19 protein-coding genes are annotated in these 23,753 nt (G+C 43.0%); 17 read left to right on the top strand and 2 right to left on the bottom strand.

Going from position 1 to position 23,753, the window contains the following annotated elements:
• The first annotated feature begins 8 nt into the window (after positions 1 to 8).
• From purC to purD, 9 genes are all read left to right on the top strand, one after another.
• Positions 9 to 731, top strand: coding sequence for a phosphoribosylaminoimidazolesuccinocarboxamide synthase (gene purC / locus NST81_RS15555; RefSeq protein WP_341030221.1), 723 nt, complete (start codon positions 9 to 11; stop codon positions 729 to 731).
• Entirely contained in the window at positions 724 to 978 is a 255-nt protein-coding gene (gene purS / locus NST81_RS15550) for a phosphoribosylformylglycinamidine synthase subunit PurS (RefSeq protein ID WP_003354079.1), read from the top strand. The genes purC and purS overlap by 8 nt, the downstream gene beginning before the upstream one ends.
• Positions 975 to 1,658 (top strand): phosphoribosylformylglycinamidine synthase subunit PurQ, encoded by a 684-nt coding sequence (gene purQ, locus NST81_RS15545; protein ID WP_328201162.1) that lies wholly within the window; start codon positions 975 to 977, stop codon positions 1,656 to 1,658. Before purS ends, purQ begins: the two co-directional genes overlap by 4 nt.
• On the top strand, positions 1,642 to 3,861 hold the full coding sequence (gene purL, locus NST81_RS15540; protein WP_328201164.1) for a phosphoribosylformylglycinamidine synthase subunit PurL: 2,220 nt from the start codon (positions 1,642 to 1,644) through the stop codon (positions 3,859 to 3,861). The genes purQ and purL overlap by 17 nt, the downstream gene beginning before the upstream one ends.
• Complete coding sequence (gene purF / locus NST81_RS15535) at positions 3,846 to 5,261, top strand: amidophosphoribosyltransferase (RefSeq protein WP_003354082.1); 1,416 nt, start codon at positions 3,846 to 3,848, stop codon at positions 5,259 to 5,261. The genes purL and purF overlap by 16 nt, the downstream gene beginning before the upstream one ends.
• A 55-nt stretch (positions 5,262 to 5,316) precedes the next feature.
• A complete protein-coding gene (purM, locus tag NST81_RS15530; RefSeq protein WP_341030219.1) occupies positions 5,317 to 6,342 on the top strand; it encodes a phosphoribosylformylglycinamidine cyclo-ligase in 1,026 nt (341 codons plus the stop codon).
• Between the two features lie 19 nt (positions 6,343 to 6,361).
• Positions 6,362 to 6,928, top strand: coding sequence for a phosphoribosylglycinamide formyltransferase (gene purN, locus NST81_RS15525; RefSeq protein WP_327804621.1), 567 nt, complete (start codon positions 6,362 to 6,364; stop codon positions 6,926 to 6,928).
• A 15-nt stretch (positions 6,929 to 6,943) separates the two neighbouring features.
• Positions 6,944 to 8,479, top strand: a complete 1,536-nt coding sequence (gene purH, locus NST81_RS15520; protein WP_327797159.1) for a bifunctional phosphoribosylaminoimidazolecarboxamide formyltransferase/IMP cyclohydrolase — start codon at positions 6,944 to 6,946, stop codon at positions 8,477 to 8,479.
• Positions 8,480 to 8,593: 114 nt separating this feature from the next.
• Entirely contained in the window at positions 8,594 to 9,862 is a 1,269-nt protein-coding gene (purD, locus tag NST81_RS15515) for a phosphoribosylamine--glycine ligase (RefSeq protein ID WP_341030506.1), read from the top strand.
• Here the strand turns inward: purD and NST81_RS17700 are convergent.
• Positions 9,840 to 9,947 carry an EYxxD motif small membrane protein gene (locus tag NST81_RS17700; protein ID WP_412677267.1) on the bottom strand — a complete coding sequence of 36 codons (108 nt, stop codon included), beginning with the start codon at positions 9,945 to 9,947 and terminating at the stop codon, positions 9,840 to 9,842. The two genes, purD and NST81_RS17700, sit on opposite strands and share 23 nt — an antisense overlap.
• Before the next feature lie 289 nt (positions 9,948 to 10,236).
• Complete coding sequence (locus tag NST81_RS15510) at positions 10,237 to 10,551, bottom strand: YgaP family membrane protein (protein ID WP_341030218.1); 315 nt, start codon at positions 10,549 to 10,551, stop codon at positions 10,237 to 10,239.
• Positions 10,552 to 10,911: 360 nt separating this feature from the next.
• Here NST81_RS15510 and NST81_RS15505 point away from each other — a divergent pair, with 360 nt between their 5' ends.
• From NST81_RS15505 to aceB, 8 genes are all read left to right on the top strand, one after another.
• Positions 10,912 to 12,651 (top strand): adenine deaminase C-terminal domain-containing protein, encoded by a 1,740-nt coding sequence (locus tag NST81_RS15505; protein ID WP_341030217.1) that lies wholly within the window; start codon positions 10,912 to 10,914, stop codon positions 12,649 to 12,651.
• A gap of 66 nt (positions 12,652 to 12,717) precedes the next feature.
• Complete coding sequence (locus NST81_RS15500) at positions 12,718 to 13,029, top strand: YerC/YecD family TrpR-related protein (RefSeq protein ID WP_003354092.1); 312 nt, start codon at positions 12,718 to 12,720, stop codon at positions 13,027 to 13,029.
• A 149-nt stretch (positions 13,030 to 13,178) separates the two neighbouring features.
• Positions 13,179 to 14,411: an erythromycin esterase family protein gene (locus NST81_RS15495; RefSeq protein WP_341030216.1), complete on the top strand. Its 1,233-nt coding sequence runs from the start codon at positions 13,179 to 13,181 to the stop codon at positions 14,409 to 14,411.
• Between the two features lie 1,062 nt (positions 14,412 to 15,473).
• Positions 15,474 to 16,172 (top strand): heptaprenylglyceryl phosphate synthase, encoded by a 699-nt coding sequence (locus NST81_RS15490; RefSeq protein ID WP_270583408.1) that lies wholly within the window; start codon positions 15,474 to 15,476, stop codon positions 16,170 to 16,172.
• A 48-nt stretch (positions 16,173 to 16,220) separates the two neighbouring features.
• Entirely contained in the window at positions 16,221 to 18,428 is a 2,208-nt protein-coding gene (gene pcrA / locus NST81_RS15485) for a DNA helicase PcrA (protein ID WP_341030214.1), read from the top strand.
• A gap of 197 nt (positions 18,429 to 18,625) precedes the next feature.
• The gene (gene ligA, locus NST81_RS15480) at positions 18,626 to 20,632 is read left to right on the top strand and encodes an NAD-dependent DNA ligase LigA (protein ID WP_341030213.1); all 2,007 of its coding nucleotides are present in this window, start codon (positions 18,626 to 18,628) and stop codon (positions 20,630 to 20,632) included.
• 12 nt (positions 20,633 to 20,644) lie between these two features.
• Complete coding sequence (locus tag NST81_RS15475; protein ID WP_048624102.1) at positions 20,645 to 21,826, top strand: CamS family sex pheromone protein; 1,182 nt, start codon at positions 20,645 to 20,647, stop codon at positions 21,824 to 21,826.
• Between the two features lie 327 nt (positions 21,827 to 22,153).
• A complete protein-coding gene (gene aceB, locus NST81_RS15470) occupies positions 22,154 to 23,746 on the top strand; it encodes a malate synthase A (protein ID WP_048624101.1) in 1,593 nt (530 codons plus the stop codon).
• The last annotated feature ends 7 nt before the right edge of the window (positions 23,747 to 23,753 follow it).

The following is a 23,753-nucleotide window of genomic DNA, read 5'->3' as shown; positions in this document are numbered from 1 at the left end:
TGGACAACTTGAAAAAAGGCGAGCTATTGTATGAAGGAAAAGCGAAAAAGATTTATGCAACCGACCAAGAAGATATTCTATTCGTGGAATATAAAGATTCCGCGACCGCTTTTAACGGAGAGAAAAAAGCGGAAATTGCCGGAAAAGGAAGCCTCAACAACCAAATTAGCAGTTTTATTTTTACGAAAATGAAAGAAGAGTTGGATCTTCCGACTCATTTTATCCAACAAGTTTCAGATCATGAGCAGCTGATCAAACGAGTGAAGATTATCCCGCTTGAAGTCGTGGTTCGAAACGTTTCTGCAGGAAGCATGGCGAAAAGGCTGGGGATAGAAGAAGGGATCCCGTTAAAAGAGCCTATCATTGAATTCTACTTAAAGGACGACGAACTTGGGGATCCTTTGATCATAGAAGACCATATTCGCTTCTTAAAAATCGCTTCTTCTGAAGAAATGGAACAAATCAAAAAGATGGCGTTGAAAGTCAACCAGTTTTTGATTTCCTTATTTGATTCCTTAAATATTCGTTTGATCGATTTCAAATTGGAATTTGGCAAAGATCCTCAAGGACAAATTTTGCTTGCGGATGAAATTTCGCCTGATACATGCAGGCTTTGGGAAAAAGAAACGAATCGGAAGCTGGATAAAGACGTGTTTCGCCGCAATCTTGGCAATTTAATCGATGCCTATACCGAAGTGCTTACGAGATTAGGAGGGAAAACACATGTATAAAGTGAAAGTTTTTGTGACACTCCGTGAAAGCGTATTGGATCCTCAAGGGGGAGCTGTACAGCGTTCCCTTCACAGCCTTGGATTCGGACAGGTGGAGGATGTCCGTATAGGGAAATATATGGAGCTGACTGTGAAGGAGAGCGATCAAGACATCGATGTCGTGGTCAGAGAAATGTGTGAGAAATTATTGGCCAACCCGGTGATAGAGGAATTTCGTTATGAGATAGAGGAGGGTGTCATCCAGTGAAATTTGCGGTGATTGTCTTTCCCGGTTCCAATTGCGATGCCGATATGTACCACGCCGTCAAAGATGAATTGGGGGAAGAAGCGGAATTCGTTTGGCACGATGCTGATGATCTGAGCGGATACGATGGTATTTTGCTCCCGGGAGGCTTTTCATACGGCGATTATTTGCGGTCAGGCGCCATTGCCCGCTTTTCTAAAGTGATGGAAAAAGTGGTCGAAGCGGCAGAAGAAGGGAAACCGATTCTTGGCGTTTGCAATGGATTTCAGATTTTGCTGGAATCAGGGCTTTTACCTGGCGCCATGAGAAAAAACGATCAATTAAAGTTTATTTGCAAAACGGTAGAACTGACTGTAGAAAATAATGAAACGATGTTTACAAACGGTTATGAATTAGGGGAGACGATCCGAATCCCTATCGCTCATGGCGAAGGCAACTACTATTGCGATGACAAGACGCTTGAAACGTTAAAGCGTAACAAGCAAATTGTCTTTACGTATCAGAACAATCCGAACGGTTCTGTTGCCGACATTGCCGGGATTATCAATGAAAAAGGGAATGTACTTGGGATGATGCCGCATCCTGAAAGAGCGGTGAGCGAACTGCTGGGCAGCAGTGATGGCCTTAAGCTTTTCCAATCGATTGTCAAACAGTGGAGGGAATCGTATGCTACTACGCACTGAACCAAAACCGGATGAGATAAAAGAAAATAAATTGTATCGGCAAATGGGTCTTAGTGACGAAGAATTTGCGCAAATTGAATCGATTTTGGGAAGGCTTCCCAACTACACGGAGACCGGTCTTTTTTCTGTCATGTGGTCGGAACACTGCAGCTATAAAAATTCAAAAGTAGTGCTAAAAAAATTCCCCACAGAGGGAGAAGGAGTTTTGCAAGGACCGGGGGAAGGAGCCGGCATTGTCGATATCGGTGATGGCCAGGCAGTCGTTTTTAAAATCGAAAGCCATAACCACCCTTCTGCCATTGAACCGTATCAAGGTGCGGCAACCGGTGTGGGGGGAATTATCCGCGATGTGTTTTCCATGGGGGCAAGGCCGGTAGCTTTGTTGAATTCTTTAAGATTTGGAGAATTGGAGTCTTCCAGAGTCCGATATTTATTTCAAGAAGTAGTGGCAGGCATCGCCGGTTATGGAAATTGCATCGGCATTCCAACGGTTGGGGGCGAGGTGCAATTTGATCCTTCTTATGAAGGGAATCCGCTGGTGAACGCAATGTGTGTCGGCTTGATCGATCATCAAGATATTCAGAAAGGCCAAGCGGTAGGAGTAGGCAATTCCGTCATGTATGTCGGTGCGAAAACAGGTCGCGACGGAATTCACGGGGCCACTTTTGCTTCGGAGGAATTAAGTGAGCAATCCGAAGAAAAGCGCCCGGCTGTCCAAGTAGGGGATCCCTTTATGGAAAAGCTGCTGCTAGAAGCCTGTCTTGAATTGGTGAAATCAGATGCACTTGTCGGAATTCAAGATATGGGAGCAGCCGGATTGACCAGTTCAGCGGCCGAAATGGCAAGCAAAGCCGGATCGGGAATCGAAATGAACCTCGATCTTGTACCTCAACGGGAAACGGGCATGACTTCTTATGAAATGATGCTGTCTGAATCGCAGGAGAGAATGCTGATCGTTGTCAAAAAAGGAAGAGAGGAAGAAGTCGTTTCTCTTTTTCAAAAGTATGGATTGGAAGCAGTCGTCGTTGGAAAAGTAACGGATGATTCCATGTTGAGACTGACTCATCGCGGCGAAGTCGTAGCGGAAGTTCCGGTCGATGCATTGGCGGAAAATGCTCCGGTTTACCATAAACCTTCTAAAGAACCGGACTATTTCCGTGAATTTCAGCAAATCGATGCACCGGCACCTGAAGTGAAAGATTTTAAAGAAACGCTGATCAAACTGCTTTCGCAGCCGACCATTGCGAGCAAAGAATGGGTGTACCAGCAATATGACTATCAAGTTCAAACGAATACAGTCGTAGCGCCTGGCTCAGATGCGGCGGTCATTCGAATCCGCGGGACGAAAAAAGCGCTGGCGATGACAACAGACTGCAATTCCCGCTATCTCTATCTTGACCCGGAAACAGGAGGAAAAATTGCAGTCGCTGAAGCCGCTCGCAATATTGTTTGTGCAGGCGGTAAACCTCTCGCTATTACGGACTGCTTGAATTTTGGCAGCCCGGAAAAGCCGGAAATCTTTTGGCAGCTGGAAAAAGCGGTGGATGGAATGAGCGAAGCCTGTAAGACGCTTCAAACTCCGGTCATCGGAGGAAACGTATCGCTTTACAATGAAACAAACGGTACGGCAATATATCCGACTCCTGTCGTTGGCATGGTTGGACTGATTGAAGACGTGGCTCACATTACTAAACAAACGTTTGAACAAGCGGGCGATTATATTTACGTCGTGGGGAAAGCGAACAATGATTTCGGCGGCAGCGAACTTCAAAAAATGCTGGAAGGTCGTATTTTCGGTAAAGCGCCGGAAATCGATTTAGCGGTAGAACAAAAAAGGCAGCAAGCTATTCTGCAAGCCATTAAAAGGAAAACCGTACAATCTGCTCATGATATTTCCGAAGGGGGATTGGCTGTCGCGTTGTCAGAGTGTTTGTTTGGCACTGGCTTAGGAGCGGATATAAAAATTGAAGGCGAGGCCGTTTGCGAACTGTTTAGCGAAACGCAATCACGTTATGTGTTATCGGTGAAACCGGAACATCGCAGCCTTTTTGAAACGATTGTGACGGACGCGGTGTGCGTAGGCCGCGTTGTCGACGAACCGCTTTTAACGATTCGATCTGCTGAAAATGAATCGATTTTGCAGGCGCAAGTGAGTGAGCTTGAACAAGCCTGGAAAGGAGCTATCCCATGCTTGCTGAAATAAAAGGATTAAACGAAGAATGCGGAGTGTTTGGCGTTTGGGGACATGAAAATGCTGCTCAGATCACGTATTACGGCCTTCATAGTTTACAGCACCGCGGTCAAGAAGGAGCCGGAATTGTCGTAACGGACGGCTGCGAATTAAAGGGGTTAAAAGGGGAAGGGTTAGTGACAGAGGTTTTCAGTCGTGAAGCCATCCACAATTTGCATGGATACGGTGCAATCGGCCATGTCCGTTACGCGACAGCAGGCGGAGGAGGGTACGAAAACGTTCAGCCCCTTCTCTTCCATTCCCAGACCGGGAGCTTGGCCCTCGCTCACAATGGCAATTTGGTCAATGCCACCATGCTCAAATATCAGCTGGAAGCTCAAGGAAGCATTTTTCAAACCAGTTCGGATACAGAAGTACTTGCTCATTTAATTAAAAGAAGTGGTTTTGTCCATTTGAAAGATCAGGTCAAAAACGCGTTAACCATGCTAAAAGGCGCATACGCATTTCTGATCATGACGGAAACGGAGTTGATGGTTGCCCTCGATCCGAACGGATTAAGACCGCTTTCCGTTGGACGGCTCGGGGATGCGGTGTGCATCGCTTCGGAAACATGTGCATTTGATGTTGTCGGTGCTCAATTCGTCCGGGAGGTGGAGCCGGGGGAATTGATCATCATCAACAATGAAGGAATGTATTCGGAGCCGTTTGCGTTAAAAAGCAATCAAGCCATTTGTACAATGGAATACGTTTATTTTTCCCGCCCTGACAGCAACCTTCACGGGATTAATGTGCATAGCGCCAGAAAGAGCATGGGGAAAAAATTAGCCGAAGAAGCGGGCATCGAAGCGGATGTCGTCACGGGAGTTCCGGATTCCAGCATTTCCGCTGCCATCGGCTATGCAGAAGCTTCCGGTATTCCATATGAACTGGGCCTCATCAAAAACCGCTACGTCGGACGCACGTTTATCCAGCCATCCCAGTCGCTGCGCGAACAAGGAGTGAAAATGAAGCTTTCTGCCGTTCGCGGTGTCGTCAATGGGAAAAGAGTGATTATGGTGGATGATTCGATTGTCCGTGGTACGACCAGCAAACGAATTGTTCAGCTTTTGAGAGAAGCAGGCGCCAAAGAAGTTCATGTCGCCATCAGTTCGCCCCCCATTACCCATCCGTGTTTCTATGGGATTGACACATCAACGAAAGAAGAATTAATTGCTTCTTCTCATTCTGTAGAAGAAATCAAACAATTGATTGGCGCGGATTCTTTAACCTTTTTAAGCCTTGAAGGAATGATCGAGGCCATTGGCCATGCAAAAGACGGAAATCATTGCGGGCAATGCTTGGCCTGTTTTACCGGAAAATATCCGACGGAGATATATCCCGCAGGAAAAGAACAGATGGTAACTTTATCTTAGTCGAAATGGTTTCCCAATACATTGTTAGAAGGACGCAAATGGAGGAGGACCGGGAATGGCAAAATCATATAAGTCGGCTGGAGTGGATATAGGAGCAGGGTATGAAGCAGTTGAACGAATCAAAAAACATGTCGAACGGACGAAAAGGCTTGGGGTGATGGGAGCACTTGGAAGTTTCGGCGGTTTGTTTGATTTATCCGTCCTCCAGCTTAAAGAACCTGTTCTCGTATCAGGTACAGATGGTGTGGGAACCAAATTAAAAATTGCTTTTATGATGGATAAGCACGATACGATCGGCATCGATTGCGTCGCCATGTGTGTCAATGACATCCTCGTTCAAGGAGCCAGTCCGATCTTTTTTCTCGATTATCTCGCTTGTGGGAAAAATGAGCCGGAGAAAATAGAACAAATTGTGAAAGGAATTGCTGACGGCTGCGAACAAGCAGGGTGCGCCTTAATCGGAGGAGAGACAGCAGAAATGCCGGGCATGTACGCTCCCGGGGAATATGATCTGGCCGGCTTTGCGGTAGGGGCGTGCGAAAAAAGCGAGCTCATTTCGGGAAGTGCAATTAGGCCAGGTGATGTTTTGATCGGTCTTCCATCAAGCGGAATTCATAGCAATGGCTATTCTTTGGTGAGAAAAATCTTCTTTGAAGAGCATCGATTGCACATCGACTCTCAATTGGACGGTTTGAAGGGGACACTGGGAGAAGCATTGATTGAACCGACACGAATTTATGTCAAGCAAATCCAAAGTATTCATAAAAAAGGTACAATTAAAGGGATGGCCCATATTACAGGCGGAGGCTTTATTGAAAATATACCTCGTGCTCTGCCGGCCGGATACGGTGCGGAAATTGCAGAAGGCACATGGGAAATACCAGCCATTTTCGAAGTGCTAAAAGAATATGGAAAACTGGATCGGAAAGAAATGTATAATATTTTTAACATGGGAATTGGGCTGGTCTTGATCGTCGCAGCAGCGGATGCGGAGTCTGTTTTAAATGATCTTGAACAAATAGGAGAAAAAGCGTTCAAAATCGGCCAGGTGGTTCCTCAAGAGGGAATCCGCATTTCCTGATTGGAGAGGTTGGATACTAATGAAAAAAGTGGCGATATTCGCGTCTGGAAACGGTAGCAATTTTCAGGCGCTGGCAGAAGCGAGTTTAAGAAAGGAACTAAACGCGGACATCTGCTTGCTTGTATGCGATCAGCCGGATGCTTATGTAGTCAAACGGGCACGCCATTTGGGGATTCCTGTGTTTTCCTTTCGGGCAAAAGAGTATCCTTCCAAAGAGGCGTTTGAGAACGAAATTGCATTAGAGTTAGCCAAAAGGGGCGTCGAATGGATCATCCTTGCCGGCTACATGCGTTTGATCGGCTCTACACTCTTAAATCGTTATCGCAACCGTATCGTGAATATTCATCCTTCGCTTTTGCCGGCGTTTCCGGGAAAAGATGCCATTGGACAAGCTTTGGACGCCGGGGTAAAAGTGACGGGGGTTACCATCCATTTTGTCGATGAAGGAATGGATACCGGGCCGATCATCGCTCAACAAAGCGTCAACATTTTGGCTGAGGACACAAGAGAAACGCTTCAGAAAAAAATCCAGGCTGTTGAACATGAGTTATATCCGAAAACCATCAATGAATTATTGGATGAATAGAAAGGGAGATCAACTATGAAAAGACGGGCATTAATCAGTGTTTCCAATAAAGAAGGGATCGTGGAGTTTGCAAAAGGACTGGTTTCTTTAGGATTTGAGATTCTTTCAACCGGCGGCACCAAAACGATCTTGGCGGAAAACGGAATCCCGGTCACAGCCGTCGAAGAAATAACTGGATTTCCGGAAATATTAGAAGGCCGTGTGAAGACTCTTCATCCTCTTATTCATGGCGGGCTGCTGGCGAAATGGGATCACGAACTGCATCAACGGCAAATGAACGAACAAGGAATTGAGCCCATCGAAATCGTTTGCGTCAATTTGTATCCTTTCCAGCAAACGATTGAAAAAGCGGATGTTACGCCGGAAGAAGCCATTGAAAATATTGATATCGGCGGGCCGACTATGCTTCGATCCGCAGCGAAAAACCATGAGTATGTCACGGTGCTGGTCGATGCGGCTGATTACGGAAAAGTGCTGGACGAGCTGAAAGAAAACGGGAAAGTCAGCAAAGAAACTAAGAGAAAACTGGCTGCCAAAGTATTTAGGCATACGGCTGCTTACGATGCTTTAATTTCGCAATATATGACCCGTCTTGCCGGCGAAGAGAATCCGGAGAGAGTCACTTATACATATGAATTGAAACAAACGCTTCGCTATGGTGAAAATCCGCACCAAAAGGCGGCTTTTTATCAAAAACCGCTCGGTTCGGAGTTTTCCATTGCCAGAGCCAAGCAATTGCACGGCAAAGAACTTTCTTATAATAACATTCGCGATGCGGACGCTGCTTTGCAAATCATTAAAGATTTTCAAGAACCGGCTGCTGTTGCGGTCAAACATATGAATCCGTGCGGAGTGGGCATCGGAAATTCAATAGAAGAAGCCTACGCAAAAGCTTACGAAGCGGATCCGGTTTCTATTTTTGGAGGGATTGTGGCGCTTAATCGACCGGTCGGAAAAGAGCTGGCGGAAAAACTGCATGAAATTTTCCTTGAGATTGTGGTGGCTCCTGAATTTACAGAGGAAGCATTGGACATTTTAACCAAGAAGAAAAATATTCGGCTGTTAGTCCTTCCTTTTACGGGTGAGAAGAAAAAAGAAGAAGTATTGACATCGGTTGAAGGCGGCCTCTTAGTCCAAGATCCGGATACGTTCTCGCTGGATGAAGCTGAGCTGAAGACGGTGACGAAGAGAGAGCCTACTGCAGAAGAATGGGAAGCTTTGAAGCTTGGATGGAAGGTAGTCAAGCATGTGAAGTCCAATGCCATCGTGGTGGCCAACGAAGAAAGAACGTTAGGAATCGGAGCAGGACAAATGAATCGCGTCGGCGCTGCCAAAATTGCTCTTGAACAAGCCGGCGACTTGGCAAAAGGAGCTTGCCTTGCTTCAGATGCCTTTTTCCCGATGGACGACACGGTAGAAGCTGCAGCCAAAGCAGGAATCACCGCTATCATCCAGCCGGGAGGATCGATCCGTGATGAGGATTCCATTAAAAAGGCGGATGAATACGGAATCGCAATGGTGTTTACAGGCGTTCGTCATTTTAAACATTAAACGGTTTGGGGAAGTATGAAAAGGCCCGACGATCGACAGTCTTGTTTTGACAGGGCTTTTTACCTCCCCTAATCTTTGAGGGCGAATGAGAATATGAGAAAAGAGGTGGCTGGTTTGAAGATCCTTGTGGTCGGCAGAGGCGGACGGGAGCATGCGATCTGCAAAAAGCTGAATGAAAGCGTGCTTGTTGAAAAAGTATTTTGTGCTCCAGGCAATGCCGGTATTGCTGAAGATGCGGAGTTAGTGAATATAGACGAAATGGATTTTGTCGGTTTAGCCGATTTTGCGGAAAGACAAGGCATCGAATTAACGGTAATCGGTCCGGAAAATCCATTGGCTGCCGGGATTGTGGATTATTTTCAACAGCGTGGATTAGCGGTTTTCGGACCTAATCAAAAGGCGGCCCAGTTAGAAAGCAGCAAATCATTTGCAAAAGAATTGATGAAGAAGTATCAGATCCCCACAGCATCCTATGCCGTATTTGAAGAGTATGAAGAAGCAAAAGCTTATATTGTCCAACATGGGGCTCCTATCGTGCTAAAAGCAGATGGGCTTGCAGCCGGAAAAGGGGTTACCGTTGCCATGACGTTGGAAGAAGCGTTATCGGCCCTGGAAGAAATGCTTTTGAATCAGAAATTCGGCGAAGCGTCGTCCAAATTGGTGATTGAAGAATATCTGCAAGGGGAAGAATATTCTTTGATGGCCTTTGTTCATGGCGAAAAAGTATATCCTATGGTCGCTGCTCAAGACCATAAGCGGGCGTATGACGGCGATAAAGGACCGAACACAGGCGGGATGGGGGCTTATTCACCGGTCCCACATTTGCCGGCTGACATCGTCGAACAATCCGTCCGCGAAATTTTGGAGCCATGTGCAAAGGCAATGGTGAAAGAAGGATGTCCGTTCACAGGGGTTATCTTTGCCGGCTTGATGATGACAAAACAAGGTCCTAAAACGATCGAATTTAATGCCCGTTTTGGAGACCCTGAAACTCAAGTAGTTTTGCCGCGATTGGAATCCGATTTGGCGCAGGTATTTTTAGATGTGCTGGCCGGAAAAGATCCACAACTCAAATGGAAAGAGGAAGCGGTTCTTGGGGTTGTATTGGCTTCAGAAGGCTACCCGGGATCGTATCAAAAAGGAGTCCCCATCAAGGGATTAGATGAAATTGAGCAGGCGACGGTTTATCATGCGGGAACGATTCGAAGTGAGAAAGGAGCCATTTGTTCCGACGGCGGCCGCGTTCTGTTGGTTGCGGCTAGCGGTGCATCGGTAGAAGCAGCCCAGCAGCAAGTCTACCGGGAAATGAAAAAATTGGATCAGCCCGGATTTTTTTACCGAAAAGATATCGGTGCAAGGGCTATTGCTCGTTTCTCCTCTTAGACATGCGGAAAAAAATATAGATGAGAGCAGCAATACTTCCAATGAGAAGAATAAGTGCAAATGACGAGTGTGTGATATATTCCATAAACGTCCGATTGTACATTTTTCGTTCACTCCTTTTGGTCAGTTGAAATTGCCTTTCATAGTGCTTAATGCTTAACTCTTGTCATCAACCGCCTGATAGTTTCTTTTGAAACATTCAGGCGGCATTTCAAGATTGTTCAGGCTATTCGCTTTCTGTTTAAGTGCCTTCTTGTTTGTAGACTGCGCCCTCCTATTTGAAAAAAACGTTCTGACGCAATTTAATGTTATTTAGACTGTCATCAATCTCGTGAAAGCTGATTTTGAAAAAAACTTCTCGAGGATTTAGATATTTATGACGGATTGTAAGGAATGTCGATGTCTTCCTTACGGTTCGCCTGATTTTGTTGATTCTGTTGGTTTTGCTGATTTTGCCGGTTTTGGTTATTCTGCTGGTTCATGAAAGAACCGTTTTCCCATAGGTCGGTCAGCGGACAATATTGTAAAATTCCTTCTCCAACCCGCATGGCCCCTAGGAAAGCGATGAACAAATACGATTGCCGCCAAGGCTTTTTGGAAAGCTTAGCTGTCCCCCATGCAAGCATTGTGAGTCCGCAGGTTATTCGAATCAAAGCATTCAAAATGCCGATATTTTGTTTTACTTTCAAAGGGATCGCCTCTTTTCACTAAATTTTCAAACTTTACATTCTTTTTGGCCTGAGTTTGTCGTCAAAATATGGTACTATTAAAATTACCATTTTTCCTTGAATATCAGTAAACATCGCCACTGCAAAAAGCGGAAAAAGGATGATTCCGTTTTTGACATAGTACCGAATGAAGCAGGCGGAATGTTTAGCTATTCACTTCATCTTTTCAGCAAAGGACAGTTTTTTCAATGACAGCTTTTTTTCATTCAGCAAAAGAGCTTTTTGTGTATGATTCATCCGTTCAGCATAAACCCATATAAAGAAGAGAACGGGAAGAATCCATAGTTGAAAGTTTTAATACAATTAGGAGGGCCCTTAATTATGTTAGAACAGCATTATCGGTGGAAAAACAGACAGCTCAGAGATCATGTGGCAGTGATTGACGGAGAAAAGCCTCCGAATATATTGCTGAAAAACGCGCGATTTTTGCATTCCACAATGCGAAGATGGGTGGAAGCCAATATTTGGATCGCAAACGACCGCATCGTTTATGTCGGGGAGAAACTGCCGCAAAAGCTAGACGAATGTGAAGTAGTAAACTGTGAAAATTTTACGCTTGTGCCTGGTTACATTGAGCCGCATGTTCATCCTTTTCAACTTTATAATCCCCAGTCATTTGCCGAATATGCATCTCAATCAGGAACAACGAGTTTCGTCAGCGATAATCTTGTGTTGTTCTTGTTTTTGAAAAATAAGAAAGCGTTTTCTTTGATGAATGAATTAAATAAGCTTCCGTTCTCTTTGTTTTGGTGGTGCCGGTATGATCCGATGACAGAACTGAATCAAGAGGATGAAAAATTTTCGCATAGAGATGTCAAATCATGGATTGAAAGCGGATTTGTTATCCAAGGGGGAGAACTGACTGGCTGGCCAAAATTGTTGGACGGAGATGATATGATTCTTCACTGGATACAGGAAACAAAGAGGCTTGGAAAAAGAATTGAAGGACATTTTCCGGGAGCTTCGGAGAAAACGCTTACGAAAATGACGCTTTTAGGAGCAGATGGCGACCATGAATCGATGACCGGAAAAGATGTGTACAAACGACTGATGCAAGGATATACGGTAGCTTTGCGCCATTCTTCCATACGTCCAGATTTAGAAATCCTTTTAAGAGAAATTCGGGAAATGGGTTTGGATCAGTATGATCAAATGACGTTTACAACGGATGGCTCTTTTCCCTCTTTCTATGAAGACGGGGTGATCGACCGTATGATCGCCAAAGCGTTGGAATTTGGCGTTCCGACGATGGATGCTTACCAAATGGCCAGCTATAATGTCGCAAAGCATTATCGAATCGATCATTATTACGGTATGATTGCTCCTGGACGAGTAGCCAATATTAATTTTCTGGAAAACGAAAACAATCCGATGCCTGTTTCCGTTTTGTCGAAAGGACAGTGGGTCAAAAAGAACGGAACGAAGGTGTATCATGGCCATCCGATCAAATGGGAAAATTGGGGATTGAAACCAATATCGTTCCATTGGGATTTAAAAAAAGAAGATCTGCAGTTTTCAATGCCGTTTGGCATCCAGATGGTCAACGATGTTATTACGAAGCCATATTCACTAACAAGGGATATTTCATTGGATCAACTTCCGGAGGATGATGAAAGCTTTTTGCTGTTATTGGACCGAAACGGACAATGGCGGGTGAGCACAGTGTTAAAAGGTTTTGACAATCGAGTGCAAGGTCTTGCTTCATCCTTTTCAAGCACTGGCGATATTGTATTGATCGGAAAACGCAAAGAAGAAATGCGTCGAGCTTTTCAAAGAATGAAAGAGATCGGCGGAGGAATTGTTCTTGCGGAAAACGGCAAAGTCATTCATGAAATCCCCCTTAAGCTTTCCGGCATGATGTCAGATCAGAGCATGGAAGAGTTGATCAAAGAAGAAAAAAGGATGAAAAAATTGTTAATCGACCGCGGCTATTCTTTTTCTGATCCTTTTTACACACTGCTTTTTCTGTCAGCTACCCATTTGCCGTATATTCGTGTTACTTCACGCGGCATCTATGATGTCATGAAAAAAACTATACTCTTTCCCACTATAATGCGTTAAAATAATGAAATACAGACATATCAATTCCATTTTCAAAAATATCGGGAAAAGGAGTATGAATCGTTGATGCAAATTGATAAATTGCGCGGCAAAGAGTTGGATCAGCTTTTTCAGGCAGTTTTATCGTTAAAAGATTTAGAAGAATGCTATCGTTTTTTTGATGATTTGTGCACGGTTAATGAAATTCAATCTCTTGCGCAGCGCCTTGAAGTGGCCAGAATGCTCCAGGAAGGGAAAACGTACCACAAAATTGAGAATGAAACCGGCGCCAGCACCGCTACCATTTCCCGCGTGAAGCGCTGTTTGAATTATGGAAATGATGCTTATCGAATGGTATTAGATAGAATCAAAAATGAAAAAGAGCAAAGCGGAGAATAATGACGGGGGATTTTCCTCCGTTTTCTTGCTTCTAGCATGGCTTATTGGAGTTTGAAGCGATAAGGATTGCCCTTGAGTAGCCTTGCTACCAAGTATGAAGTTATTGAAAAAGAAAGACTTAATTATAAAAAATGAAGCGGGTGGCAATTATGTCAATCTTTCAATTAACGAATAGAAAATATAAAAAGGCTGTGGAATGGGTTAGAGAACATAGTTATGGTATAGACTCCCTGGAAAAATGTGAGATTAATGACTTTAATTTTTTAGAAAATATATTAAAGGATAAGCAAATCGTTTGGTTGGGTGAAAATGGACATGGAATTGCAGAGCATAATCTTTTAAAATCCAAACTTATTGAATTCTTATATCACAAAATGGGATTCAAGGTAATAGCATTTGAAAGCGGCCTAAGTGAATGCTATAGCGCTAACTACTTTAAAGATGATATTTCTGTGAATGAACTTATGGATAAATCAATATTTTCTTTATGGAAAACAGAAGAAACGCTACCTTTGTTTGAATTAATAAAAGGATCTGATTTGAATCTTATAGGATTTGATTTTCAACCTTCATCCAAACAAAACTTATTTGTAGATCTGTTGGACAAACTGGATATTGATTTACCCTTAAAATTCAAATTAAGTATAAAAGCTTTGGATAAAGCAACAATGGATTGGTATATGCGTATTGGCAAGTTGAAAGGAGAGAGGAAGAAAATACCAAGACATATTATGCAAGAGTATTTGGAAACCCAAAAAGAATTAACAGAATTGTTCTCCTCGCTACATAAGACATTAGAGGAGTTGGAAAAAGAATTTATTAGGAAAGATATGCATATATATTTTCAATTAATTCAAAGAGTCATAGAAAATAGACGACTTTTATTATCAAACCTTGCCACTGGACATCATACTTATCAGAAAATTAGAGATCAAATTATGGCATACAATATAGAATGGATTTGTGAAAAATTATACCCGAATGAAAAAATTATAGTATGGGCACACAACTCCCATATTTATAAAAATTATGAAAATCTAATTAAATATAAACCTATGGGATCATTAATGAGTCCAGAGATGGTTAGTAAATCCTATTATCTCGGACTGTTTATGTATGAAGGGAAGGCGGCCTTAAATAATAAAACAATATATGATTTAGTTAAACCTCCCAAAAAGAGTCTTGAAGATTATATGAACCATAATAAATCATCGATATCTTTCATTGATTTTTCAGATGTATCACCCAACGAATTGAACAAATGGATTTTTAACAAAACTCTTATATTAGAATCAGGAACAATGCAAAAATTAATTACTCCAGCGCAGCAGTTGGACGGTATTTTCTTTGTAAAAAAAGTTTCACCGCCTCATTATCTTTAAGCTGACTTTCATTATATGATCATCAGAATTCTTCCTATAAATTGCCGTTTTTGGCTTTTAGCGGTCTATGGCTTATTTTGAAGCATTACAAATCAGTATATTTGATGTCAAAGTGAACTTATATTTTTTCTTGTCTTGTAACGTACGTTGTTTAGTTGGATTACTTCTTTAGATATGCGTTTACTCTTTCTATCGCGGTGCAACGTTTGTCTCCATACCACAATACAATTTTGACTTCTTTGATCTTTTGGACTTCTATTTCTCATGGTTCTAGAGTATCAAACTCATCATCCAATTGAAGATTAAATCAAACAATCAGGAAAAGAGATTAACTTTTATACCCGAAATATTGACTCCAATCCACTTAAAAAGACAATCGGCTATATTGACAATTCCGTCATTTTATTTGACGAAGCTATTTTTCTTGGAGAGATTGAAATAATGTGCGTTCCAGCTTCCAAAAACCTAACCCGCTTTTTTCATAATAACGTAATTCTTCTTCTGCTTTTTTAAGTATTTTATGGTTGTCTCTAAATCGTTCTCTAAATATTTTATCATCACAAGAGATCTATAATAGAATATAAACTGGTTTTCGGTACAGCTTTAAAATGTTTTTTCATATCCGCTAATGTAGAACGTTCTGATTCATGTAAAAACTTATAAAGCATGTAAGAACTTTAATAATCTCCTTATAACCTTCCTTGGCTTTTCCCGTCAAGGCGTTGATTTTTACGCTAACAAATTCGTATTGGTACAAAGCGATTTCACCGCAATTTTTATATTCTGATATTTTTGAAAAAATACTTTTATTATCCAATAAATGAGTATAAATCTTCAATATTTTTCGCTGTCCGGATAGGAAAAAGGCGTTCACAAATCAAAGGAGAATCGTTCGATGACCTGTGTGGGTGGTTTTTGTCACCAAAAAGAAAACTGGTGTTTTATATTTTTAGGGATTTATAACAAAAAATAGAAACGCTTCATTTCCTTCTTTTCCGGTTTTAGCAGAGCAAAACAAATGCTATAATGGTTAGATGAAATCATGAAATGGAGGGCATTTGGATGTATGATGTGCGCGAGTGGCGCCATGTGTTCAAACTGGACCCAAATAAAGAAATAGATGATGATAGTTTAGAGAAAATTTGCGAATCGGGAACGGATGCGGTGATCGTCGGCGGCACGGATGGAGTCACACTCGACAAAGTGCTTCATTTAATGGCGAGAATCCGCCGCTACACGGTTCCTTGTGTATTGGAAGTTTCTACGCTTGAAGCGATCACGCCGGGGTTTGATCTTTATTTTATTCCCATGGTATTAAACAGCTCCAAAGTCGATTGGGTGCTGGGGCTTCATCATCAAGCGTTAAAAGAATACGGCGAATTAATGAATTGGGATGAAGTGCTCGCGGAAGGCTACTGCATTTTAAATGGCGATTCCAAAGCAGCGCAATTAACCGAGGCAAATACGGAATTAGATATAGAAGATGCTGTTGCTTATGCGCGTTTGGCGGAAAAGATGCTGCATCTGCCAATCTTTTATTTGGAATACAGCGGCACATATGGGGATCCCCGGCTTGTGAAAAAAGTAAAAGAAACATTGACCGATACGGTTGTTTTTTACGGCGGCGGCATACAATCTCCTGAAGAAGCAGCCGAGATGGGGGCGGTTGCCGATGTTATTGTGGTAGGAAACGTCCTTTATACCGATTTGGAAAGTGCTTTAAAAACCGTTGAAATGGTGAAAAAGATTCCGCGCCGGTAGAGAAAAATCGGTTATAATAAGAACAAATGTTCTAACGGTGGTGAAAACATGCAATTTTTAACGGAAAAGCTGTTAAGCGGATTGAATAAAGAGCAGCAGGAAGCGGTGAAAACAACGGAAGGGCCGCTTCTTATTATGGCCGGAGCAGGTTCCGGAAAAACGAGAGTACTGACCCACCGAATTGCCTATTTAATGGTGGAAAAGGCAGTCAATCCATATAATATTCTGGCGATTACTTTCACCAATAAGGCAGCGCGCGAAATGAAAGAACGTGTTGGCCAATTGATGGGCGGCGCGGCGGAAGAAGTATGGATCTCAACCTTCCATTCCATGTGCGTTCGCATTTTAAGAAGAGATATAGACCGGATTGGCTTTAACCGGAATTTTACGATTTTGGACACAACCGATCAGCAGTCCGTAATTAAAGGCATTTTAAAAGATAAAAATTTGGACCCCAAGAAATTTGATCCCAGAGCCATTCTTGGCACGATCAGTTCTTTAAAGAATGAATTGATCGATCCGGAATCTTACAGCAAACAAGTTGGCAGCTATTATGAACGGATTGTCAGCGAAGTATATGAAGAATATCAAAAACGATTGCGGAAAAATCAATCGCTCGACTTTGATGACCTCATTATGACGACGATTCATCTGTTCCAACGAGTGCCGGACGTTCTCGAGTATTATCAATGCAAATTTCAATATATACATGTGGATGAATATCAAGACACAAATAAAGCCCAATACTTGCTCGTAAAGCTTTTGGCATCGCGTTTTCAAAATTTATGCGTGGTCGGAGACAGCGATCAGTCGATTTATCGTTGGCGCGGGGCGGATATTTCCAACATTTTATCGTTTGAAAAAGACTATCCGAATGCCCATGTCATCCTGCTTGAGCAAAATTATCGCTCCACTAAAAGAATTTTGCAGGCAGCGAATGAAGTGATTAAAAACAATTACAACCGCAAACCGAAAAAGCTGTGGACGGAAAATCCGGAAGGGAAGAAGATTGTCTACTTTCGGGCGGAAAATGAACAGGCGGAAGCTCAGTTTGTCGCCGGTAAAATTAAAGAGCTGGTCGAAAGCGGAAAAAGACAATTATCCGACTTTGCCATTTTGTATCGAACGAACGCACAATCCCGTGTAGTCGAAGAAGTGCTGATGAAATCCAATATCGACTATACGATTGTCGGGGGCATTAAGTTCTATGACCGAAAAGAAATTAAAGATATATTGGCTTATTTAAGACTGATCGCCAATCCGGACGATGATATCAGCTTGCTTCGTGTCATCAATGTACCAAAGCGGGGAATCGGTTCCACTTCAATGGACAAAATCGCCCGCTATGCTCAAGAAAATGATCTTTCTCTATTTCAGGCATTGGAAGAAGCGGATTTTATCGGTTTAAGCCCGAAAATCACCAAAGCGGTACTTGAATTCCGTGATTTAATTAAGGGCTATACCCAAATGCAAGAATACTTGTCTGTCACGGAACTGGTGGAAGAAGTGTTGGACAAGTCCGGATATAGGGATATGCTGAAAGCGGAAAAAACGCTTGATGCCCAAAGCCGTTTGGAAAATATCGATGAATTTTTATCTGTTACAAAAGGATTCGAGGAAAACAGCGAAGATAAAAGCTTGATCGCCTTTTTAACGGATCTTGCCCTTGTGGCGGATATTGACCGATTAGATGAAGAGGACAACAATCAGCAATCGGTTGTATTAATGACGCTCCATTCCGCGAAAGGGCTTGAGTTTCCGGTTGTCTTTTTAATCGGTATGGAAGAAGGCGTTTTTCCTCACAGCCGCTCGCTTATGGATGAAGAAGAAATGGAAGAAGAGCGGAGGCTCGCTTACGTGGGGATTACAAGAGCGGAAGAGGAGCTGTATTTGACGAACGCTCAAATGAGAACGTTATACGGTAGAACCAATTTGAATCCTGTTTCCCGATTTATTCAAGAAATACCCGAAGATCTATTGGACGAAGTGGTGGTCGAGAAAAAACCTTTTACTCGTTTTCAATCCAATCTTTCAACTTCTTCTCAAAAAGCCTCTATTCGGCCAATGGCAGTTTCCACGGGAGGAGAAGAAATTCCATGGAAAGTCGGGGATAAAGCCGAACATAAAAAGTGGGGCATCGGAACCGTAGTCAGTGTAAAAGGCGAAAAGGAAAATATGGAACTCGATATTGCGTTTCCAAGCCCGACAGGAGTAAAGAGACTGTTGGCGAAATTCGCTCCCATTCAAAAAGTATGAATGGGGAATAATAGACTCATCTATCGTGAATATGAACATATGAAGCTTTTTTGAACTCTTTTCTTTTTGGAGGAAAAGAAAAGACTCGCATGCGAAAGCGCATTTTCGTTGATGAATCATCGATTCGCCTTTGGCGAATCGATAAACGCTTGGTTTTGGATAAGTAGCAAAAGTAAGACAAAGAAAGGGCTGGCAAAATGGAGCGACATACGGCAGAAAAACGAGTAAGAGAACTCCATGAACGTTTAAATCAATACAGCTACGAATATTATGTGTTGGATCAGCCGACTGTTCCGGATGCGGAATATGATCGGCTCATGCAAGAATTGATCGAAATAGAAAATGCTTTTCCTGAATTGAGAACGCCTGATTCTCCGACTCAGCGCGTCGGCGGCCAGCCGTTGGAAGCTTTTCAAAAAGTTCGTCATGATATTCCGATGCTAAGCTTGGCGAATGCGTTTGGAGAAGGCGATTTGAGGGATTTCGATCGCAGAGTTCGGGAATCTTTAAACGAAGAATATTCGTACGTATGCGAGTTGAAAATCGACGGATTGGCTGTTTCCCTTTCCTATGAAAACGGAGTGTTTGTCCAAGGCTCTACTCGCGGCGATGGTGCAATCGGCGAAGACATTACGATGAACTTGCGAACCATCCATTCGATTCCTCTGAGGTTGAAAGAGCCGGTTTCAATCGAAGTTCGCGGCGAAGCGTTCATGCCTAAAAAATCGTTTGAAAAGCTGAATCGTGAACGGGAAGAGAGAGGGGAAACGCTGTTTGCCAATCCTCGCAATGCCGCTGCCGGATCGCTTCGGCAACTGGATCCCAAAATCGCCGCTTCCCGAAATTTAGATATTTTTCTTTACGGCATCGGCAACAGTGGAAATGTCAATATTCAATCCCATAGCGAAGGATTGGACTATTTGGACAGGCTCGGCTTTAAAACGAACAAAGAGCGGAGAAAATGCAAAGACATTGAAGAAGTCATCCAATATATCAAAGAATATACGGAAAAACGATCGACTCTTCCTTATGAGATCGACGGGATTGTGATCAAAGTCGACTCATTAGCCCAACAGGAAAAATTGGGGAGTACCGCCAAAAGCCCTCGATGGGCCATTGCCTACAAATTTCCTGCAGAAGAGGTGGTCACTAAGCTTTTAGACATTGAATTAAGCGTAGGACGGACAGGCGTTGTGACACCGACTGCCGTTTTAGAACCGGTCCATGTTGCCGGAACAACCGTGCAAAGAGCTTCCCTTCATAATGAAGATTATATTCGGGAAAAGGACATCAAAATTGGAGACGAAGTCGTCATCAAAAAAGCCGGTGATATCATCCCTGAAGTCGTGCGGCCGATCAAAGAGCGACGAAAAGGGGAGGAAAAAGAGTTTCACATGCCTGGCCATTGCCCGGAATGCGGCAGCGAACTGGTTCGTCTCGATGGGGAAGTAGCTCTTCGCTGCATCAATCCAAAATGTCCGGCACAAATTCGTGAAGGACTGATCCATTTTGTCTCCCGAAATGCCATGAATATTGAGGGACTTGGTGAAAAAGTGATTGCTCAACTTTTCCGGGAGCAATTAGTGAAAGACGTAGCGGATATTTATCAATTGACGAAAGATCAACTGCTGCAATTGGATCGAATGGGTGAAAAATCTGTATCGAACTTATTAAAAGCCATTGAAGATTCGAAAGAAAACTCTTTGGAAAGATTATTGTTCGGCCTCGGCATTCGTCATGTGGGGGCCAAAGCGGCGAAAACGCTGGCTGTTCATTTTGAAACACTGGATCGATTAATGAAGGCAGACGTGGAGGAACTGACGGCGATTCCGGAAGTTGGGGAGAAGATGGCGGACGCCGTTGTCACGTATTTTCATCAACCGGAAGTACTGGAACTGATTCAGGAGCTGAAAGAAGCGGGTGTCAATATGGAGTATAAAGGGCCGAAGCCTGTTTCCGGAGATCAATCCAGCTCTTATTTTGCCGGAAAAACGATCGTGCTGACAGGAAAACTGGAAGCTTTGACAAGAAATGAAGCGAAAGAAAAGATCGAGGCACTCGGAGGAAAAGTTTCCGGAAGTGTCAGCAAAAAGACGGATTTAGTCATTGCCGGTGCTGATGCTGGCTCGAAATTGGCTAAAGCTCGAGAATTCGATATTGAAATCTGGGATGAAGAGAAACTGTTGGAAGAACTAAATAAATAAGAGGTGCGTTCGATGAAAAAGTGGTTAACGGTTGCCTTAGCGGCCTGCCTTTTGGCAAGTATAAGCGGCTGTGCACCGTCGTCCATTGATAAACAAAATCAGGTCGTTCAGAAAAAGAATGATAAAAAAGAAAAAGCGATCATTCCTAATTACCAAATTTCGGATCAATATTATAAAACGATTTTGCCTTTTAAACCGGGAAAAGCACAAGGAATGGTCGTTCAAAATTTAAACACTCGCTATGACATCGATGAGTTTGAAACGGGATTAATGCGAATTGCAAAACAAGAGTTTTCGCCGGAAAAATATTTGTTCCAAGAAGGGCAATATTTGAGTAAAAAAACGATTGCTGCCTGGCTTGAGCGAAAATACACAAAGAAGCAGCTGAAAGAGCATGGACTTAAACCATCTGAAAATCTAGGATTAAATCCGATTGATGATGAAAAAGGTTCGATCGACGAACGGAATAAAAAAAGCCCCATTTATTTGGCACACATTTCGGAACAAGATTATTTAAAGCAAATGGATGATAACACGGTACAACTGGGAGGAGTCGTGATCGGTCTCGCTCTTAACTCGGTCCACTACTATCAGAAAGAAGAATACGGTGCTACGTATGACTTGAAAATTCCGCATAAACAAGTGGAAGAGCAAGGAAAGAAAATAGCGGATGAAGTAGCCAAACGAATTCGCAAAATAAAAGGCTTGGAAAATGTTCCAGTCGTCATCGCCCTTTTTGAACAAGCAAGCAAAGATTCTGTCGTGCCCGGACACTTCTTTGCCTACACTACGTTAGGAAAAGGAGAATCGACGATCAGCCATTGGGAAGGGCTTGATGAAAAGTATTATCTCTTCCCGTCAGACCAAGCAGATGCAGACCATCGCGATGACAATACCTACTTTTTGAATTTTAAAGAAGACGTCCAAAAATATTTTGACAATACGACAGGTGTTGTCGGCCGTGCTTTTTATAAAGATGGCCAGCTGAACAATTTGCAAATTGACATCAGTATTCAATTTAATGGCGAAGCCGAAGCGATTGGTTTTACGCAATATGTTTCCGGCTTGATTCTCAACCATTTCCCGGATTATTACCCGATTGAAGTCAATATCAGTTCCGTAGAAGGACCGGAAGCATTAATTGTGAAGAAAGCAAAAGCCAAAGAACCGTTCGTTCATATTTATGGGCAGTAAAGCCTTCCGAGAGCGTTGCTGCAGCTTTGCTTGATCCCCGCCTTTTATAAAGAGGCGGGGATTTTTTGATGTCCGGTAAAAGGGAATGAACGAAAGGAACGGAGAAACTCAATTTTTTTCACGTTGGCTTTTTCAGTGTTGCTCAAGAGAAAAAAAGAGTCTGTTTTCGAGCTGGTAAGCTTGGAGGGAGGCTCTTTTCTTATGTCGAAAAATATCGGTCAAAAATTTATAAATAATTAGAAAATTCCACTTCCTTTTCTAGGTTATCTGTTATATAATACAAATAACAGTTAATAACTGTAATATAACAAAGAGGTGATAAAGAAGATGGCCACTCAAATAGCTGGGATTCAAGTAACTGGTCCGATGCGGCCCGGATATGAAGAAATTCTTACTCCGGATGCTTTGCAATTTATTGAACAGCTAGAAAGAAGATTTGGGCAGCGTCGAGTGGAACTTCTGAAAAAGAGAGAAGAACGTCAACGAGAGTTCGATCAAGGAAAATTTCCGACGTTCTTGAAAGAAACCGAATCTATTCGGAATAGTGATTGGGAAATTTCTCCCCTTCCTGAAGACTTGAAGGATCGCAGAGTGGAAATTACCGGGCCTGTTGATCGCAAAATGGTCATTAATGCGTTAAACTCTGGCGCCAAATGTTTTATGGCCTGTTTTGAAGATGCTACATCGCCCACTTGGGAGAATATCATCGAGGGACAGATCAATTTAAGGGACGCTGTAAACCGCACGATCACTTTCAAAAATCCTAACGGAAAGACATACGAATTGAAGGACAAAACCGCTGTATTAATTGTGCGCCCGCGCGGTTGGCATTTGGAAGAAAAGCATGTGTTGGTGGATGGACAACCCATCTCCGGGGCACTGTTTGATTTCGGGCTGTTTTTCTTTCATAATGCCGTGCGATTAGTGGAGAACGGTACAGGACCTTACTTCTACCTTCCGAAAATAGAAAGCCATTTGGAAGCAAGGCTTTGGAATGATGTCTTTGTTTATGCGCAAAAATATGTCGGTATCCCTAGAGGAACGATTAAAGCAACGGTTCTTATTGAAACGATCACGGCAGCTTTTGAAATGGATGAAATTTTATACGAATTGCGCGAACATTCCGCCGGTTTGAATTGCGGGCGTTGGGATTATATTTTCAGCTACATTAAAAAGTTCAGGAATCATAAAGATGTTATTTTGCCGGATCGTTCTACTGTCACCATGACCGTTCCGTTTATGCGCTCCTACTCGCTTTTGACGATCAAAACATGCCATCGCCGAAAAGCACCGGCCATTGGCGGGATGGCTGCGCAAATACCGGTCAAAGATGATGAGAAGAAAAATGAAGAAGCCTTTGCCAAAGTGCGGGCAGATAAAGAACGGGAAGCAAGAGACGGACACGATGGCACATGGGTGGCTCATCCGGGTCTTGTGCCGGTGGCAATGGAAGTGTTTGACCGGGAAATGAAAGAACCGAATCAAATTGAAAGTAAGAAATTGGAGGATGTCCATGTAACGGAACAAGATCTCGTCGAAGTTCCGGAAGGGAAAATCACCGAAGAAGGCGTCCGCATGAATATCAATGTCGGGATTCAATATATTGCTTCTTGGTTAAGCGGTCGGGGTGCTGCGCCGATTCACAATTTAATGGAAGATGCGGCGACGGCTGAAATTTCCCGCGCTCAGTTATGGCAATGGATCCGCCATCCAAAAGGAATTTTGGACGACGGGCGAAAGGTGACGAAAGAAATGTATGAACAATTTAAGCAAGAAGAGCTGGAAAAAATCAAGCAAGAAATCGGCGAAGAAGCCTATGCTTCCGGAAGATTCGATGAAGCCGTCGAATTGTTTGACAGACTGACGTTAAACGATGAATTTGAGGATTTCTTAACCATTCCTGGTTATAAAATTTTATAAATATGAA

The organism is Bacillus sp. FSL W8-0223, from assembly GCF_038006805.1.
GTDB lineage: Bacteria > Bacillota > Bacilli > Bacillales > DSM-4216 > Bacillus_O > Bacillus_O smithii.
Note: the sequence above shows the minus strand (reverse complement) of the source record. Positions and strands in the feature narration are given on the sequence as shown.

Coding starts and splice junctions, on each gene's coding strand:
- NST81_RS15490 (WP_270583408.1), top strand. CDS start 15,474: ATGTATGATGTGCGCGAGTGGCGCCATGTGTTCAAACTGGACCCAAAT.
- purS (WP_003354079.1), top strand. CDS start 724: ATGTATAAAGTGAAAGTTTTTGTGACACTCCGTGAAAGCGTATTGGAT.
- NST81_RS15475 (WP_048624102.1), top strand. CDS start 20,645: ATGAAAAAGTGGTTAACGGTTGCCTTAGCGGCCTGCCTTTTGGCAAGT.
- NST81_RS15495 (WP_341030216.1), top strand. CDS start 13,179: ATGTCAATCTTTCAATTAACGAATAGAAAATATAAAAAGGCTGTGGAA.
- purM (WP_341030219.1), top strand. CDS start 5,317: ATGGCAAAATCATATAAGTCGGCTGGAGTGGATATAGGAGCAGGGTAT.
- pcrA (WP_341030214.1), top strand. CDS start 16,221: ATGCAATTTTTAACGGAAAAGCTGTTAAGCGGATTGAATAAAGAGCAG.
- ligA (WP_341030213.1), top strand. CDS start 18,626: ATGGAGCGACATACGGCAGAAAAACGAGTAAGAGAACTCCATGAACGT.
- purN (WP_327804621.1), top strand. CDS start 6,362: ATGAAAAAAGTGGCGATATTCGCGTCTGGAAACGGTAGCAATTTTCAG.
- purF (WP_003354082.1), top strand. CDS start 3,846: ATGCTTGCTGAAATAAAAGGATTAAACGAAGAATGCGGAGTGTTTGGC.
- aceB (WP_048624101.1), top strand. CDS start 22,154: ATGGCCACTCAAATAGCTGGGATTCAAGTAACTGGTCCGATGCGGCCC.
- NST81_RS15500 (WP_003354092.1), top strand. CDS start 12,718: ATGCAAATTGATAAATTGCGCGGCAAAGAGTTGGATCAGCTTTTTCAG.
- NST81_RS17700 (WP_412677267.1), bottom strand. CDS start 9,947: ATGGAATATATCACACACTCGTCATTTGCACTTATTCTTCTCATTGGA.
- NST81_RS15505 (WP_341030217.1), top strand. CDS start 10,912: ATGTTAGAACAGCATTATCGGTGGAAAAACAGACAGCTCAGAGATCAT.
- purL (WP_328201164.1), top strand. CDS start 1,642: ATGCTACTACGCACTGAACCAAAACCGGATGAGATAAAAGAAAATAAA.
- purH (WP_327797159.1), top strand. CDS start 6,944: ATGAAAAGACGGGCATTAATCAGTGTTTCCAATAAAGAAGGGATCGTG.